At 31.0% G+C, this 16,146-nt stretch carries 21 protein-coding genes and 4 pseudogenes; 12 read left to right on the top strand and 13 right to left on the bottom strand.

Going from position 1 to position 16,146, the window contains the following annotated elements:
- Positions 1–30: 30 nt before the first annotated feature.
- Together AAHN00_RS02005 and AAHN00_RS02000 are read right to left on the bottom strand one after the other, a co-directional pair.
- Positions 31–234: a hypothetical protein gene (locus AAHN00_RS02005; protein ID WP_342271968.1), complete on the bottom strand. Its 204-nt coding sequence runs from the start codon at positions 232–234 to the stop codon at positions 31–33.
- 215 nt (positions 235–449) lie between these two features.
- Positions 450–683 carry a hypothetical protein gene (locus AAHN00_RS02000; RefSeq protein ID WP_250310741.1) on the bottom strand — a complete coding sequence of 78 codons (234 nt, stop codon included), beginning with the start codon at positions 681–683 and terminating at the stop codon, positions 450–452.
- A gap of 403 nt (positions 684–1,086) precedes the next feature.
- On the opposite strand from AAHN00_RS02000, the pseudogene AAHN00_RS01995 reads away from it, so the two are divergent.
- Positions 1,087–1,242 (top strand): annotated as a pseudogene (locus AAHN00_RS01995) (IS5/IS1182 family transposase); the annotation flags it as partial.
- Positions 1,243–1,361: 119 nt separating this feature from the next.
- On the opposite strand, the gene AAHN00_RS01990 reads toward AAHN00_RS01995, so the two are convergent.
- The 4 genes from AAHN00_RS01990 to AAHN00_RS01975 form a co-directional block, all read right to left on the bottom strand.
- Positions 1,362–1,949 (bottom strand): IS6 family transposase, encoded by a 588-nt coding sequence (locus tag AAHN00_RS01990; protein WP_342271966.1) that lies wholly within the window; start codon positions 1,947–1,949, stop codon positions 1,362–1,364.
- 13 nt (positions 1,950–1,962) lie between these two features.
- Positions 1,963–2,136, bottom strand: a complete 174-nt coding sequence (locus AAHN00_RS01985) for a hypothetical protein (protein ID WP_342271965.1) — start codon at positions 2,134–2,136, stop codon at positions 1,963–1,965.
- A 159-nt stretch (positions 2,137–2,295) separates the two neighbouring features.
- Positions 2,296–2,598, bottom strand: a complete 303-nt coding sequence (locus AAHN00_RS01980) for a hypothetical protein (RefSeq protein ID WP_342271964.1) — start codon at positions 2,596–2,598, stop codon at positions 2,296–2,298.
- 50 nt (positions 2,599–2,648) lie between these two features.
- Positions 2,649–3,296 carry a ParA family protein gene (locus AAHN00_RS01975; RefSeq protein WP_342271963.1) on the bottom strand — a complete coding sequence of 216 codons (648 nt, stop codon included), beginning with the start codon at positions 3,294–3,296 and terminating at the stop codon, positions 2,649–2,651.
- Between the two features lie 416 nt (positions 3,297–3,712).
- Here AAHN00_RS01975 and AAHN00_RS01970 point away from each other — a divergent pair, with 416 nt between their 5' ends.
- Positions 3,713–3,922: a hypothetical protein gene (locus AAHN00_RS01970; protein ID WP_342271962.1), complete on the top strand. Its 210-nt coding sequence runs from the start codon at positions 3,713–3,715 to the stop codon at positions 3,920–3,922.
- Positions 3,923–3,981: 59 nt separating this feature from the next.
- Here the strand turns inward: AAHN00_RS01970 and AAHN00_RS01965 are convergent, their stop codons facing one another.
- Complete coding sequence (locus AAHN00_RS01965) at positions 3,982–5,244, bottom strand: IS256 family transposase (RefSeq protein WP_342270914.1); 1,263 nt, start codon at positions 5,242–5,244, stop codon at positions 3,982–3,984.
- Positions 5,245–5,691: 447 nt separating this feature from the next.
- Between AAHN00_RS01965 and AAHN00_RS01960 the strand changes: the two genes are divergently transcribed.
- From AAHN00_RS01960 to AAHN00_RS01945, 4 genes are all read left to right on the top strand, one after another.
- Complete coding sequence (locus AAHN00_RS01960; RefSeq protein ID WP_342271961.1) at positions 5,692–5,880, top strand: hypothetical protein; 189 nt, start codon at positions 5,692–5,694, stop codon at positions 5,878–5,880.
- Positions 5,881–6,137: 257 nt separating this feature from the next.
- A complete protein-coding gene (locus AAHN00_RS01955) occupies positions 6,138–7,118 on the top strand; it encodes a transposase (RefSeq protein ID WP_342271025.1) in 981 nt (326 codons plus the stop codon).
- Between the two features lie 82 nt (positions 7,119–7,200).
- Complete coding sequence (locus AAHN00_RS01950; RefSeq protein WP_342271960.1) at positions 7,201–8,088, top strand: hypothetical protein; 888 nt, start codon at positions 7,201–7,203, stop codon at positions 8,086–8,088.
- Positions 8,089–8,243: 155 nt separating this feature from the next.
- Positions 8,244–9,593, top strand: coding sequence for a DnaA N-terminal domain-containing protein (locus tag AAHN00_RS01945; RefSeq protein WP_342271959.1), 1,350 nt, complete (start codon positions 8,244–8,246; stop codon positions 9,591–9,593).
- Between the two features lie 33 nt (positions 9,594–9,626).
- On the opposite strand, the gene AAHN00_RS01940 is transcribed toward AAHN00_RS01945, so the two are convergent.
- A complete protein-coding gene (locus tag AAHN00_RS01940; RefSeq protein ID WP_342271958.1) occupies positions 9,627–10,169 on the bottom strand; it encodes a helix-turn-helix transcriptional regulator in 543 nt (180 codons plus the stop codon).
- 525 nt (positions 10,170–10,694) lie between these two features.
- On the opposite strand from AAHN00_RS01940, the gene AAHN00_RS01935 reads away from it, so the two are divergent.
- Positions 10,695–10,850 (top strand): hypothetical protein, encoded by a 156-nt coding sequence (locus tag AAHN00_RS01935; protein ID WP_342271957.1) that lies wholly within the window; start codon positions 10,695–10,697, stop codon positions 10,848–10,850.
- A 316-nt stretch (positions 10,851–11,166) separates the two neighbouring features.
- Positions 11,167–11,463, top strand: coding sequence for a hypothetical protein (locus tag AAHN00_RS01930; RefSeq protein ID WP_342271956.1), 297 nt, complete (start codon positions 11,167–11,169; stop codon positions 11,461–11,463).
- A 324-nt stretch (positions 11,464–11,787) separates the two neighbouring features.
- Here AAHN00_RS01930 and AAHN00_RS01925 read toward each other — a convergent pair whose 3' ends face one another.
- From AAHN00_RS01925 to AAHN00_RS01915, 3 genes and pseudogenes are all read right to left on the bottom strand, one after another.
- Positions 11,788–12,183: a hypothetical protein gene (locus AAHN00_RS01925; RefSeq protein ID WP_342271955.1), complete on the bottom strand. Its 396-nt coding sequence runs from the start codon at positions 12,181–12,183 to the stop codon at positions 11,788–11,790.
- A gap of 313 nt (positions 12,184–12,496) precedes the next feature.
- On the bottom strand, positions 12,497–12,811 hold the full coding sequence (locus AAHN00_RS01920) for a helix-turn-helix transcriptional regulator (protein WP_342271954.1): 315 nt from the start codon (positions 12,809–12,811) through the stop codon (positions 12,497–12,499).
- 211 nt (positions 12,812–13,022) lie between these two features.
- Positions 13,023–13,199: pseudogene (locus tag AAHN00_RS01915) on the bottom strand (transposase); the annotation flags it as partial.
- A 78-nt stretch (positions 13,200–13,277) separates the two neighbouring features.
- On the opposite strand from AAHN00_RS01915, the gene AAHN00_RS01910 reads away from it, so the two are divergent.
- The 3 genes and pseudogenes from AAHN00_RS01910 to tnpB form a co-directional block, all read left to right on the top strand.
- Positions 13,278–13,703 carry a hypothetical protein gene (locus AAHN00_RS01910; RefSeq protein ID WP_342271013.1) on the top strand — a complete coding sequence of 142 codons (426 nt, stop codon included), beginning with the start codon at positions 13,278–13,280 and terminating at the stop codon, positions 13,701–13,703.
- Positions 13,691–13,777, top strand: a pseudogene (locus AAHN00_RS14950) (hypothetical protein); the annotation flags it as partial. The gene AAHN00_RS01910 and the pseudogene AAHN00_RS14950, both read left to right, overlap by 13 nt.
- A 311-nt stretch (positions 13,778–14,088) precedes the next feature.
- Positions 14,089–14,292, top strand: a pseudogene (gene tnpB, locus AAHN00_RS01905) (IS66 family insertion sequence element accessory protein TnpB); the annotation flags it as partial.
- On the opposite strand, the gene AAHN00_RS01900 reads toward tnpB, so the two are convergent.
- Both AAHN00_RS01900 and AAHN00_RS01895 read right to left on the bottom strand, forming a co-directional pair.
- Positions 14,289–14,456 carry a hypothetical protein gene (locus AAHN00_RS01900; RefSeq protein ID WP_342271953.1) on the bottom strand — a complete coding sequence of 56 codons (168 nt, stop codon included), beginning with the start codon at positions 14,454–14,456 and terminating at the stop codon, positions 14,289–14,291. The pseudogene tnpB and the gene AAHN00_RS01900 sit on opposite strands and share 4 nt — an antisense overlap.
- Complete coding sequence (locus tag AAHN00_RS01895) at positions 14,431–14,937, bottom strand: IS66 family transposase (RefSeq protein WP_342271952.1); 507 nt, start codon at positions 14,935–14,937, stop codon at positions 14,431–14,433. The genes AAHN00_RS01900 and AAHN00_RS01895 overlap by 26 nt, the downstream gene beginning before the upstream one ends.
- Here AAHN00_RS01895 and AAHN00_RS01890 point away from each other — a divergent pair, their 5' ends adjacent.
- Positions 14,938–16,122 (top strand): IS3 family transposase, encoded by a 1,185-nt coding sequence (locus AAHN00_RS01890; RefSeq protein WP_342270912.1) that lies wholly within the window; start codon positions 14,938–14,940, stop codon positions 16,120–16,122. It begins immediately after the preceding gene.
- Positions 16,123–16,146 lie beyond the last annotated feature (24 nt).

Here is a 16,146-nt window from a genome sequence, read left to right as displayed (position 1 = left end):
CAAAATTAGTGAAAAATTTGTCTTGAAAAATCAGTCCAGTTTCCTTTGCAGCCTAGATAAACGGTAGAAAGGAGTACCATAGGTCTTTTGTAACACTATTGCACTTCTGCTACTATTTGTCCATTTGTTGATATTTTTATTGTTCATAACTATATAATCACAAGCATTACAACGTAGCGTTTTCTTTACATATCTGTTGACTGTAATTGGAGCATTACCTGTAAATTGTAGCAATTTTCTAGCTTCACTATTATATAGTTTGCCATTACAACAGTGAGGACAGCTATCACCACTACAAAAATTCTCAGGAGTTAAATAGCTGGTATTCGCATCCTTATAATCATCAAACCCATATTTACCTTGCCAATTACTACGATCTATCTTTTTGGGCTTATCGCACTCTTCTTCATTACCACCATTCCCGTTATCAGATTCACTTGGCGGTTCTTTTAATGAATCTGAACTATCTTTTTTTTGTTATCTGCCTTAAAACCAATCAGCATTTCCTTAAGCTTATTTATACTGATATTTGATGATGCTAGCTTGTCTATTAGCTCATTACAAAATTTCACAAGTTCTACTATCGTTTGCTGTTCATCTCCCGTTAATGAACTTTCCTTGACATGTTGTATTAGTTCTTCTCGTTCTTCAGCACTTAAGGTCGCTACTTTTGGTTTTTTCATTTGATTAATTATCATTATTATTAATATTTCAAATGTTATAATATAATTGGTACTTTTTCAACTAGTTTTTATTACAAAACTTACGCTATGTTATCTCAAGTATGACTAAAAACCTTGGCTGAAAGCCATTTTTTCATAGTAAAGAATTTTAATAATATCTCAGTACAAAGCCACTTATCATAAAACATAGCGTAAGTTTTGATTAATCGGTGATATTTGCATAGTAGAAACCCAAATTTATACAATAAATTCATACTAGCAAAAAAATTAGATAGTGTTACGCAGTTTTGCTGCAAGTATACGAACCTTTGTTGACTCAGGCTATAAGGGGAATAATTTTAAGGAGAAGGGCAAAGTGTATAGCCCATATTGCAAGAAGAAACTATCGTCAGATGATAAGGCAATGCTCAAGAGGCGAAGTGCTATAGAACCGATAATAGGGCATCTTAAAAGTTATGGTAGAGTTGGCAGAAACTACCTGAAAGGGGTAATAGGAGATGTCATTAATCCGTTAATTTCTGCTGTAGGATTGAACTTACGGTGTATTGCGAATTATTTACTCAAAACAAATTTTTCTACATAGAAATTAGTCAGTAAAGAAATAATCAAATAATTACAAAACCGTTAATAAATCATCATGCAAAAATTCTCTAAAAATCATCTTTTTATACCAAAAATTTAAATCAAAAAAATTAAACTCTCAAGTTTTATACAAGAATTTTTGGCTAAGGTATTAAATTTTGAATTTTTCTTAATTTTTAGCACTTTTGACGGGGAGACTTTATAATCTTCAGGAACTTCTGTATTTAAATCATTAAGAGCAGCCGTATTACTACCGCTTTTATCAATTACTACTTTCTCAGGAAAATTATTCTCTCTGAAGGCTTTACGAAAAAATGCAAGTGCTGCAGGCTTGTCTCTATGCTTACGTAGCAGAAAGTCTACAGTATTACCAAGACTATCCAGTGCTCTATATAAATAAATCCATTTACCGTTTAATTTAATATAACTTTCATCCATTCTCCAACTACTACCAACTGGCTTCTTTCTTTTTCTAACCATCTGATCTATCAATGGTACAAATCTTATAACCCATCTTTGTAATGTAGAATGATCAATTTTTGCTCCCCTTATACTCATCATTTCTTCCAAATCTCGATAACTTAAAGAAAATCGGCATTTCATATAGACAAATAACATTATTATTTCTGGTGAAGAACAAAATCCTTTGAAATATGGTAATAATCTTGCAGTAACACGAAACATCTTGACATCTTTTTTAGATCATTATATCAATCTTTTTTTTTATTGTCCCACTTTGGGAGAAAAACCCCGCACTTGCAGTGCGTCGTTTCAACATAAATTTTAAATATCTTATCAAGAAAAGATAAGATAAGATATTTTTTAACAAAATCTTACACTTCACAGATATATTCTTTTTGTGTTGTGACACTTTCTAAATGAGCCATACACAAATAGTTTCTAACTTTTAAGTTAGTACATACATGAGGCATGCATGCCGTAATATTAAGCTCTGCACTTGCAGTGCAGAGTGGTTAACTGTCCAACATATGCGACAGAACCAAGTGGTTGAGATTAAATATCAACCACTTTATCTAAATGACCTTTTATCAATCAACCAATTACTAGGAACATTAAATCCCATAAGTTTTAAAGCTTTTAAAACTACTGTTCTTTCAGTCTCTCCCTTGTGGCTTTTAACATAATGCTTAATTTCTTCTTTTAAAACTTTAGGTACTTGTGCTACTATTCTATCAAGCTCTTCTAATGATTTCTCTGACTTAATAGCTCCTATTATTTCTTTTGGCAGCTCTTCTTTAAAATATTCTTTCTCCCCTTGTGCTGTTGCAGATGGTATTTGACTTAATATTGACTTTAATTGCTTACTGCTCATATTATTACTTATATTTAATTAATTATAAATTATACTTTATAAAGTATAATTTATAATACCTCATTTAATTCTCTTACTATTTGATTTACATCCCTTGCTGCTGGTCCTTCAGGATCAGTAATACACGGTGATAGTCCATTTACAACAGCTTCAGGGTAGGCAACCCTATGATACATTTCTGATTTCATTACTAAGTAACCTAATTGTTCTAGTTCGGACCTAACATGCCTAACAATAACTGTATTTTGCTGACTCATTGTTATAAGCATTCTATATTTTATAGGTGAGGCTATACGCTCCGGTGTATTATTCAATTCTTTTATTAAATTATAAGTTTCTAACGCTCCCGCTACATCATCCGCTGAAGGTTTTAATGGAATAATTGCTAAGTCAGTAGAAATCAAAGCTCTTACTGTAGTCCTATTTCTAAAACCACCAGTATCTACTATCACATAATTATATTGTTCTCGAAAATCTTCAATTAGATTGGATACATTTTCTTCTGGTTCAGCAACTACTACTAATTTACTAAGTAGCCCATTGGGATCATGTCTATTAATTAGACTACCTTGAGGATCAGCATCTATTACTACAACTTTCATTTCTATATTAATCCAGTAAGAAGCTAGATTTCTAACTAGAGTAGATTTACCTGCTCCACCTTTACTTGTTGTAAGAGTAATAACTTTAGTTTTCATATTTTTCTCTAATAAGTTAATGATTTTTTATCAAAAATAATCTTATTGGAATAATTTAAATATTATTTAATATTATACAATTTGTAAAGTACATTTTATAATTTATATATTACTTAAAAATGCAAGGACATTACCATATTTTTATGACATTATTTACACTTTTAAGTACCTGACTCATCTAATAAAAACTACTATATTTAATAGTTTTATAATTTATACTTTATAAATTATAAAACTATTGTAATTTGATATTAACAAAAAAAAGAATATAATAACAAGTAACTGTAGCAGTAAAACAACACTTATTATAACTTAGTAAGTTTTATTTTCACTTACTTTAAAAAAGTAATATTAATTGATCAATATATGTATATATTTAAAATCATATAAAGAAAAAATCTAATATATTTAAAACTGTGGCAATAAAAAAAGAAGAAACACAAGCTTTCACTATTAAATTTCCTAAAAGTTTAACAGAAGAAATAGATCAAATATGTGCTATAAACTATATTACCCGTACTGCATGGTTAATACGTGCAGCTAGAGAATTTTTAGAAAAAGAAAGGATGACAAAAACAGAAGATATATTAGCAAAGATTGCAAATAAAGAACAATATAAAAAATAAAAAGGTGCTAAGAGTCTTATAAAAAACTTAGCAGAGTCAATCATTTAATTTGTGTAAGTTCATTTTTTATTTTCCAATAAATCATATTTAAAATCTCCACAAAGTATTTCAAATTGATTTAAAGCTAAAGACCAATCTTTAATAGGCATGGTCCATTTTTTGGCTGCATTTTGTAGGGATAAAAATATTATTTTTTGAATTGACTTATCATCTGGAAACACCCCCTTATTTTTGATAATTTTTCTAATTTGACGATTTACAGATTCTATAGTGTTAGTAGTATAAATTACCTTTCTGATCTCTTCAGGAAAGGCAAAAAACGGTATTATCCCAGACCAATTACGTTGCCAAATATCAGAAATTACCGGATATTTTTTATCCCATTTTACACCAAATTGCTGAAGTTTTAAACGTGCCATTTCGTCATTATTAGCTGTATAAATTTGTTTTAGATCTGATGTGACCTCTTTTAAATCTTTATATGACACATACTTTACTGAATTGCGAACCATATGTACAATACATAATTGTACTATAGTACTCGGGAATACACTGCTTATAGCTTCTGGAAAGCCCTTTAAACCATCCACACAAGCAACATAAATTTGTTCAATTCCTCGATTCTTTAACTCAGTAACTACTTGCATCCAAAATTTAGCACCTTCATTTTTGCCTATCCAAATGCCAAGTAACTCCTTTTTCCCTTCTATATTTACAGCAAGTGCTAAATATACTGCTTTATTTATTACTATGTGATTGTCTCTAGATTTTACATAGATACAGTCCAAGTATAATATTGGATACACCCTATCTAAACAACGATTTTGCCACCTAGTTACTTCTTCTATCACCCCATCTGTTATGGTGGATATCAAGTCACCAGATACATCAGTTTGATATATTTCTTCTAAATGCCCTCGGATCTCGCTGACTGTCATACCGCGACCATAAAGGGATATCACTTTCTCATCAAATCCATTAAATCTCCTCAGCCCTTTTGGTATTAATTGAGGATTATACTCTCCTTCCCGATCTCTTGGTACTTCTACTGTCAGCTTACGACCATCCCCATCAATTACTGTCTTCTCATAGCTACCATTACGACGATTATTATCTACTTTTGGCATCTTGCTATGTTTTGAATATCCTAATTCATGATCCAACTCACTTGCTAATATTTTCTCAACTATTTGCTTCTTTAGCTGTTGAAATAAACCATCTCGACCAAATAACTCCGATGGATCTGCTTTTGATAATAATTCTTCTACTAGCTGATTACTGATGTCTAATGTATCTTTATCTGTATCTAATTTTTTAGCCATAATTCCTCCTTGCTTGCTTAAGTTACTTTTTTTACAGTAATCTCTTACTGCTTTCTTTGCAACTTACACAAACTATAGGACAGACTCACTTAGCACCGAGGAGATTAGAAAAATAAAGCTTTGAGCCGCTTACATTTATGAAAATATACTAATACTTTCTCGGTAAAAAACAAGTTTTTTTTAGTTCTTAGCTCCAAAAGGAGCAAGAAATGCAAATTTCATCCCACGAAAAGCTTATAGATAGCACTATACCTAATCTAAGCAATCAATACTTTCCTACTAACCTATCCCAATATACTAAACATGACTTTACCTCATTACACACCTTAGTAACTGAGAGTTAACCACTCTGCACTGCAAGTGCAGAGCTTAATATTACGGCATGAATGCCTCATGTATGTACTAACTTAAAAGTTAGAAACTATTTGTGTATGGCTCATTTAGAAAGTGTCACAACACAAAAAGAATATATCTGTGAAGTGTAAGATTTTGTTAAAAAATATCTGTATGATTCATTCTTATCTTTTCTTGATAAGATATTTAAAATTTATGTTGAAACGACGCACTGCAAGTGCGGGGTTTTTCTCCCAAAGTGGGACAATAAACCCTACACCCCAATTACCACCTGCATACTAGAACACATTCTTACAACCACCAATCTCTGTGACCTTGAAAAACTGTTCTACACCATAGCTGATAGTTTAAGCATCATTAATCACAATAAAGGTAAGCAACGCAGTATAACTCTTTCTGCAAGACAATGGGCTGAGAAGCTTGATTGTTCCATTGCTGAAATATTTTCCATGCAGCAAAGCTTAGAACAGAAAGGTTACCAGGAGTTTCGCACTTAGCAAAAAATATGTTAATCTAGCAAGAAAGAGTTTTAGTTAAGCATGGCAAGATCAAAATGTAGCAAAGACTTATATAAATCATTTTTACAAGCAAGTAGCGTAAGATATAGTGGTAAAGCATTATCTGAAGTAAGTCCAATAAACCTATCTCATGATAGTGCAAGTCGATGGTTAAATAGTAAGGATTTCCGCCCTAGCGGGATCTACAGAGAAGTGTCAAAATATATTGATAGGGAAGCTTCTTGTTTATTAGTGGGAGATGACACGTTATTGTCAAAGCAATACAGTAAGAAAATTGAGCTTGTACATTATCAATATTCTGGAGCTGTACATGATGTTATACCTGGTATAGGGATGGTCAACTTACTGCATTACAATGCTAAAACTGATCAATCTACCCCTGTAGATTATAGAATATATGATAAAGAAACTGATGGAAAAACAAAGAATGAGCATTTTTGTGATATGCTTACTTTAGCTAAGGAAAGAGGGATCAATCCTGATGCAGTAGTAATGGATGCGTGGTATAGCGGTTTGGAGAATTTGAAACATATACGTAATTTAGGTTGGACATGGGTTAGTAACCTAAGAAAAAATAGAAAAGTTAATCATAATGTTAGCTTAGAAAGTTTAGAGATTCCTGATGAGGGACTAAAAATTCACCTACGTGGATACGGTTGGGTTACGGTATTTAAGTTTGTGGCAAAAAATGGTCGCATTGATTACATAACAACTAACTTAGAAAATCCAACACGTGAACAAATAGAGAAAATTGTTAAGGCACGGTGGTCTATAGAAGTTTATCATCGAGAATTAAAACAAACTTGTGGTATTGAACGCTGTCAGGCACGCACGGGTCGAGCTCAGAGAAATCATATTTGCCTTGCTGTATTTGCTTGGCTCGATATGAACAAAAGGAGGATAAATGAAAAAATTACTTTATATCAACAAACTTGGGAAGTTATAAAAACATCAATTCAGAACAACATTAGATGCCTTTTAGCTGATTCGCAATTTTGCTAACTGCGAAACTCCTGGTTACTTTGAGATTTATCGAAGCAGAAGTAAGGATGGGAAGAATAAGAAAAATACTATTACACCTACTTTGCCTGATTCAGTCTTTAACTCTTTAGCTAATACTCCCAACAGATTTAATATTGGCACATATTCTAGTGATACTTCTTTATATTCTAACTGTATTTCTGCCGCTTACTTACCTAATCTAGAAAATAAAAGAACTTATCTTGATAGAACTAAGATGTTTATTAAACTTAACTACGATCTACTTTTACTTATTACTTCTTCTAACTACTTAAGTAAACATGCAAAAGTCTTATGGTTAGATTTTTATGCTATAGGGTATAGATATTATTTGAAACATAGAGATTGTGACAATAATACTACAGAGACTAGTCAATATTATGCTAAGAATACTGAAGAACTAAGTGAGATGCTTATGTATACATCTGATAACATCAAGACAGATAATTATGTTAATTACGTCGCTCCACCTAATAGTTATTCTTTAACTACTACTTACAAAGAACTGCAAGCTAAATACTCCTGTAGTAAGTCTGTCATCTCTACAACTCTAAAGGAGTTAGATACGAAAGGATTTATCACTAGAAAACGTTTCTTTGTTAAAAATGATGATGAAGATAGTAATCTGCATGATAAGTCTGTTTGGCGTATTACTGTTACCTTACCAGATATGATACAACAACAACTGCAAAATGAAGTGAAAGATCGTGCTAAATCCTCATCTGGAAGCGTTGTTTCCAATTCTGACCCATATGTTTGCAATTCTAGTCAATATATTAATAAATACTTTATATCAAATACTAAAGATTTAGATAATATAGATAGCAAAAAAAGTTTTTTTACAAAAACTAATCATTTTTCATCTGAAAATTTATCTGAGTTATCTGAATTTTATAAAAATTCTTTAGAAGAAGAAAAAAAGAAATTCCTATTGAAAAAGAACAAGAAATAGTTAGCATTGAAACTATTCTTCCTATTATCAACACACAGGAATCTATTCTAGACACAGAAACATCTAATAATTTAGAAGAAGCAAAACAAAAAGCGACAGAAGAAATATCAGAAACAGTAAAGGGAGAACAAGAAAAAACACTACTACTGAATCAATTGAGCGAGCAAAGTGACGAAGAAGAGCAAATCAATGCTGCAATAGAAAATGGCTTGGTAAATACAATGGCAGAAATACCTATTGTATCAACTACTAACCCTCCAAACAACTTTCCAAATCATAATAAATCACTAAGCTATAACAAACCATCAACTCAAGCTAAATCGTTAAAATCCTTCTATCCTCTTAGCAAGGAGCAAGTAGATAAACTAAACCAATTGTCGAGTAGAGAGTTTAGTAATAACTTTGCTAACCAGTTGTTACTAAAGCTCTATATTCGTGATCCTAATAAAACATTTGCCAGTACCAATCACATGATTGCTTATATGAGCAAAGCTTTTCGTTATGAGAAACACCAAGCACCGATGGTTAATCATGAAACTTTTAGATTTACCGCCAATGTTTCAGACCCTGAACTAGAAATGCAACAAAAAGAAAAATACCTAACAGAGGTAGAGTATAGCATAGATACCAGCTATTCCTCTCAATTAAGAAAAAAAATAGCTGGTATGTTTGAGACAAAACTAGCTTATCAAATACTTACAGAAGGAAAATTTGATTATCATGCAACCAACTATCAAACAACTAGTCAAGAACTAGAAATAAAAAATGATATTTGCCAAAATCTTGAATTATCTGAAGAAAACAACATAACAAAATTTGATCATGTTCTCGATCATTCTACTTGTTATGTTGATAGTGCATTAAGTTTATCTTCAAAGCATGATGTTGCTCATATTGATTATGATAATCAACTAAGCATTAATTTTACTGAAAATGATCAAATAAAATCTGGTTTAGTGATTACTGAAAATGATGATATCAATGATGAAATTCTAACTAGAGAATTATCTGAATTATCATTAAAATCGTTATCTACTAGACAATTTGCATGTATTACTTTAGCTAATACTTGTACTGTCAAATTACCAAAAGACTTGATATTAACTAACTATCAACAGCAAAATTTAGAAAAAGCTATTTTTATAGTTTATGGTTATGTTAAAATTGTTTATCAGCAATTACCAGCTACTTATAAAAAATTAGGTTCATCAAGATTACCAGATGAAATCTTTTTAACAGAATTGAATCCAAATTCTATTTGGTACAAGATAAGAAAAAAGTTAATTGCTAATTTTGATGAACATATTGATAAAGCTTGGTTCTCTAAATTAACTGCAGAGGAGGATGTTATCACACAAAAACTGACTTTAATTGCTCCTACTAACTTTCTTAGGGATTGGATTAATAATAAATATGGCTCCGTTATTAAAGATATTGCCAAAAAACTAGATTACCAGTTTATTGAACTGGTAACTAAAAAACAATCTTTGTGTAATGTTGCATGAGAACTCAATTTGTCTATAGGACGATAGTAACTGCTATAAGTTATTTAAATCTATATCCTTATCAGAGTTTTCATCAGAAGAGTTAACTGTAGTAGTAGTATGTTTAACCCTACCAATCATTTCATCTATAGAAACTTGGAAGTAATCTGCAAGAGCTACTATAACAGAACTATTTAACGTTCTTGTAATTTTATCATCATTAATAAATTGCCAAATAACAGTTTCACTAAATCCAAGATACTTAGATAATTGATAAGGATTTAAATTTTGTTCTTTAATCTTATAAACAATAAAATTACGTAACTTAAAGTTATAATTACTTAAAATAATATCAATATTGTTATAATTATTTTTTGAAATATACTTTTTCCTTCCAACAACTTCATCAATAGAGCAACTAAAATAATTAGCAATTTTTATGATAGTTACTAAATTAGTATTGGAACGTAAAGCATGTAAAATTTGAAAGAGTGTATTGTACGGCACACCACTTTGTCTAGAGAATTCTCTTTTTGTTAATCTATTTTCTAAAAGCTTCCTTTTTAAAAATTTTTGTATTAGATGTACAATTGCCATGCATGACTCAATAACAACCAGCTGAAGCTGGTGGGTTGATATCTAGACTGGAAGTCGCTATTACTCTAAAGAGATATTACTAATGCCTGTGCTGTCTCTCTGATCCTAATTCTTATAAGTTACCCTGCAATACTTTTGTAGCGATATTTAGTGATCCAAACAACATGAAAGCGATGGTAAAATACAGTGTGGCTAGTCTTGTTATAATCTGTCATATATGATATTTTAATATACATAAGAGCTTGCTCTTATGTATATTAAAATATCATATATTCAAGTTATAGTGAATTGAAATATTAGAACAAGGACTGAAGTCTTTCCCAGCTGAAGCTGGGGGTTTTAACCAAAAAGGTGACTATAAATATAAAACACTCTAAATTTAGAGTGTTTTTTACTTGACACCCTAAAAAGATTCTAGTTAACCACTCTGCACTGCAAGTGCAGAGCTTAATATTACGGCATGAATGCCTCATGTATGTACTAACTTAAAAGTTAGAAACTATTTGTGTATGGCTCATTTAGAAAGTGTCACAACACAAAAAGAATATATCTGTGAAGTGTAAGATTTTGTTAAAAAATATCTTATCTTTTCTTTTCTTGATAAGATATTTAAAATTTATGTTGAAACGACGCACTGCAAGTGCGGGGTTTTTCTCCCAAAGTGGGACAATAAACTTATAAGTAAGGATAAACAATTATCCTATGAGCAAAAGAGTAGGAAATATAATTTAATCTACTGCATAACAAACTATACTCCTTGCTTTTGCTCATAACTTTAAAAGCTTGGTTTTGTACTAAATCCTTTATATCAAAGTTGGTATCTGAAAATATAAAAGATTTAGTACGAATTAACCTAATGATAACTAGTTACAGTCAATTAAAAGGTTACATGTATGATAAACAAACTTATCCGTCAAATCAACTTCATTCTTAATAAGGCTCTTTCTGATATCAATTTCATACTGCCTTTTTACAAATATTGTGGGAGGTAGTAAGTATGTTATATCAAGGAATTACACTATCACTAATTATTATTGAAGGAATATTAATATTAATTTCTTTCAGATTTTTACAGCGTACTAATCTTATCAGTAAAGATTTTGCTACAATATTTGGTAATGCTAAAGGAGAAATATCTAGCTTATTTAACAATCTGAAAGAGTTAATTATCCTTAGCAGCAAGAGAGAAGATCATATGTTACATACAACATTTTACCTAGAAGAAATAGAAATGTATGTAAAAAAGATTCTTAGTAAACTTGAACAAGAAAAAGATACTAAAAAGTCAACTTAAAAACTTAATTTTAAAGGAACTGCAGAAAGAGGTAACATTTTGTCTGCTACATAAACTGATAAACGTTAATGAAGTACAACCAGTTAAGTCAAAGATTTAAATTGGTGTTTTGATACCTATAAATACTTTACCTAGAAGGAACATTATTTTTAGATTTATGCACTTTTTTAACCCGAGTTGCCAATTAATTTATAAGAGCAGAGCTAGGTTTTATGAGCTTTTGAGGTTAATTTGCAACATTAAAACACTCAATAAAAACTATATTTTTTAGAAATATGTTTGTATTGAAAATGTTTTAGTATCGAGCCTCACATGGAATCAGCTTTAAATATAGCTTTTGCCAGTATAATTAATTGGCAACTCGAGTTTTTTAATAGAAGAGCTACAAACATTATTGTGAGGTTTTTGTTGATGAGATATTAGAGAACTTTTAATTTGTTTGAGACTATGTAAATCTTCAGAATCAAGAGATTGTAGGGACTGTGGAATAGTTTGATTCACTTCTTGTTTTTTTTGGATATTAGGTATAGAGCGTCCAATCATTTGATCAATAGAGATATCAAAATAATTGGCAAGAGCAACGGTAGGAGAGCTACCTAAGCATTTTTGTTTAGGGTTATTACCGATGAAATTATCAAGTAGATCTCTACTAAATCCAATATTAAGACTTAATTTACTAGGTCTCATTTTTTGTTCTTGGAGTTTTGTTTTTATAGTCACCTTTTTGGTTAAAACCCCCAGCTTCAGCTGGGAAAGACTTCAGTCCTTGTTCTAATATTTCAATTCACTATAACTTGAATATATGATATTTTAATATACATGAAGAGCTTGCTCTTATGTATATTAAAATATCATATATGACAGATTATAACAAGACTAGCCACACTGTATTTTACCATCGCTTTCATGTTGTTTGGATCACTAAATATCGCTACAAAAGTATTGCAGGGTAACTTATAAGAATTAGGATCAGAGAGATAGCACAGGCATTAGTAATATCTCTTTAGAGTAATAGCGACTTCCAGTCTAGATATCAACCCACCAGCTTCAGCTGGTTGTTATTGAGAAAATTTCTTAAATTATTAGCGACATCATCAATATTGATATCGGAGAATTGATATTCTCCTTTAGTAGGAGGTAAATATTTTGTTCTACCGGTTACTTCATCTAAAGAGCATTTGAAATAATTAGCTATTCTAAGAAGAGAATTAAGTTCTGGGTTATTTTTAACACCGTTTATTAAAGGAGTAATAGTAGAGTAAGGAATACCACTTTGTTCTACAAAGATATTACGTTTTAAGTGTTTAAATTTTTTTTCTAAAAATTTTTGAATTTTTTTTGATGTCATATAAAAAAATAAATGCGATTTACGGATTATTATTGACTTATGTAATTCTAGATTATAAGCTCAATAATTAACTAATTATATATAGCCAGTTTAGTAATAATTAAAATCAATATGAACTTAAAAAGTAAAATTAAACAATATTAGAAAAGTTAACCACTCTGCACTGCAAGTGCAGAGCTTAATATTACGGCATAAATGCCTTTAGCCTCAGCTAATTTTCAACTTGAAAGTCTCCCACAGCATCATCTTTACCTTCATGCTTTTCTATGTAGGCTTTGATCATCTGATCTGTGACATTACCTGTAGTTCTTACAAAATATCCTGTAGCCCATAAATGTTTACCCCAATATATCTTTTTTAATTCCGGAAATTCTTGCTGAATCTTTCGTATACCTGCAGCAAAACTGCATAACTTTATCTAATGTTTTTGCTAGTATGAATTTTTTATACATTTGGGTTTCATACTATGCAAATACCATCAATTACTATTGAGCAAGTAGCTCAGCAATTTAAAGCCTGGCGTCAAACTAAAACTAATAAGTTTGATCCTATACCAAACCATCTAAAGGAATTAGTTTACCAATTACTCCATCATTATTCTTACCAAGAGATAGCTAAACATCTTAATATTAATAAAGCAACAATCAGTTCAATTAAAAAAGCCCATGAGCCTACCCTCAAAACTTCTCCTGTCTCAACTTCAAATCAAGCTCTACAACAAAATATTAATTTTCTCCCATTTCAACTATTAAATTCTATAGATACCGATCCTGTAGCTGCCCCCAAACAAAATCACTATACTTGTCACATTATTAAACCAAATGGTACCAAACTTATTATCCAAACACTAGAACCAAAAACCATAATTCAGACATTTTTATGCTGCAACTAACCCCGGCGTCAGTTATTTTTGTTGCCACTATTGCCATCGATTTTCGCAAGGGTATCGATGGCTTAATCGCTGTTTGTAGACAAAAACTTTCTTCTGACCCTCTTAATGGTTCCTTGTTTTTATTGTCCCACTTTGGGAGAAAAACCCCGCACTTGCAGTGCGTCGTTTCAACATAAATTTTAAATATCTTATCAAGAAAAGATAAGATATTTTTTTAACAAAATCTTACACTTCACAGATATATTCTTTTTGTGTTGTGACACTTTTTAAATGAACCATACACAAATAGTTTCTAACTTTTAAGTTAGTACATACATGAGGCATTCATGCCGTAATATTAAGCTCTGCACTTGCAGTGCAGAGTGGTTAACTCTATAATAAAAACAGAACTGCCATTAAAATTTTGTCCTTTGACGGTCAAGGCTTTTGGCTATGCTCTAAACGCCTATCCAAAGGTAAATTTACCGCAAAACTTTTCCCATCTGATAATTCATCTTATCAAATTTGTTATAGAACCTTACACATTCTTATTCATAATGGTGATCCTAGTTCTGCCAAATTCTCTAATGATTGGCTTCCTGTCGTTTAAGCTGCTGTCTCGATTAATTCCGTATTATTCATATATCTTGCATAGGCAAAAGGCGTATAATTCGCAGGACGCTTCTTTGCTTTGCTACTCTGCTCTTGTAGCCAATTTAAATATTTAAAGGCATTGATCTCGTTCTCACTACAAGTCTTTACTATACAGACCACTATGTATCTCAGCACTATTGATTGTTTTAAAGAATAATGAATTCTTCCTTTGTAAAATAATGGTACGCAGTGATCTCTCAGCCCAATTATTATCAAGATTGCTAACTGGGATTTTTAAAAATTGGGTCAAACCTTCTTTATTATTTATCCAATATTTCATAGCTTGTCCAAGCCTACTATTAGGCTCAACTTTCTTGTCGTTAAATAATTCGTCTATTTTGTTATATATGTTTTCTATATATTTACTGCTATGTTCCTGATGATACCCAAGTTTTTCTTCAGGACTCATCTCTTTACATTGATGTTCATTGTGGTAAATCCCTCGTGTTTGTTTGAGAAAATATCCGCATTCTTCAGGGTAATATAGTTCATTCTCTGTAAATTTTCTCTGACTATAATGGACTGAAAAAATTAGACAAAGAAGCAGGTATTTTTGTTTCTCAATAAGTATAGAATAATAAATAAAATTAAAGAGAAACAAATGGGTAAAAAACAAATTAAAAATTTTAGTGCAGAAGCAAAAACTAAAATAGTATTAGAGATGTTAAAAGAAGAATCAACAATAGGTCAGTTATCGGTCAAATATGAAGTAACGGCTAAAACTATGCAAAACTGGAAACGACAATTTTTAGATAATGCGTCATTGGCATTTGAGCCAGCAAAAGCTGTTAGTGAGTACAAAGGGCAGATTAGTGAACTTAAGAATCAAAACGATGAACTTGCAAAAGCATTAGGTAAGGCTACAGTCGAGAGGGACTGGGCGGTGGGAAAGCTAAACAGCTTGGACTTATCAAATAAGAAAAGTCTTGTCGACCCCAAGCTGAGTACGTTAGCAAAGACAAGGCAATGTGAACTATTAAAGATAAGCAGATCTGGAGTATATTATAAAGCTAAAGTAATGAGCTTATATAATCTTGATATTTTAAATAGAATAGATGAAATATATACGGATAACCCTGAGTATGGTTATCGTTATATATACAAACAATTATTGGAAGACGGCTTTAATGTGGGCAGAGATAGGGTGCTTAAATATATGGGAATAATGGGTATAGAAGCTATTCATCCTCATAAAAAGCAATCTACTTCTGTGAAGGATGGTCAACATAAAATTTATAGCTATTTGCTTGAGCCGTACTGGCACAAATCAGGAACGAATAGAACTATTCATGTACCTTATGTTAATCAAGTGTGGAGTGGTGACATTACTTATATTAGAACTAACGGAGGATTTATGTATCTTGTGGCGATTATAGATTGGCATAGTAAGGCAATACTAAGTTATAAAGTATCTAATTCTATGGATGCATCACTTGTAACCGATGTATTAAAAGATGCACTGAATAAATACCCTGCACCACAAATATTCAATAGTGATCAGGGTAGTCAATATACTGGACATGAGCATACGGGAATTCTAAAAGAGAATAATATACAAATCTCAATGAACGGTAAGGGTAGAAGCATTGATAATATTGTGATTGAAAGATTTTTTAGAACTTTAAAATATAATTGTATATTTATAAATGATTTTAAAAATATCGCAGAACTTAAAGATGGTATTGATAAATACATGGATAAATATAACAATCAAAGATTCCATTCAAGTATTGGTTATAAAAAACCGATGAACGTGTATCTTGATTACTTACAAAATGCAGCTTAAAAATTATGTAAAATGGGAAACAAA

The sequence above is a fragment of the Candidatus Tisiphia endosymbiont of Parasteatoda lunata genome (genome assembly GCF_964030955.1).
In the GTDB taxonomy this organism is placed as follows: Bacteria; Pseudomonadota; Alphaproteobacteria; order Rickettsiales; family Rickettsiaceae; genus Tisiphia.
Note: the sequence above shows the minus strand (reverse complement) of the source record. Positions and strands in the feature narration are given on the sequence as shown.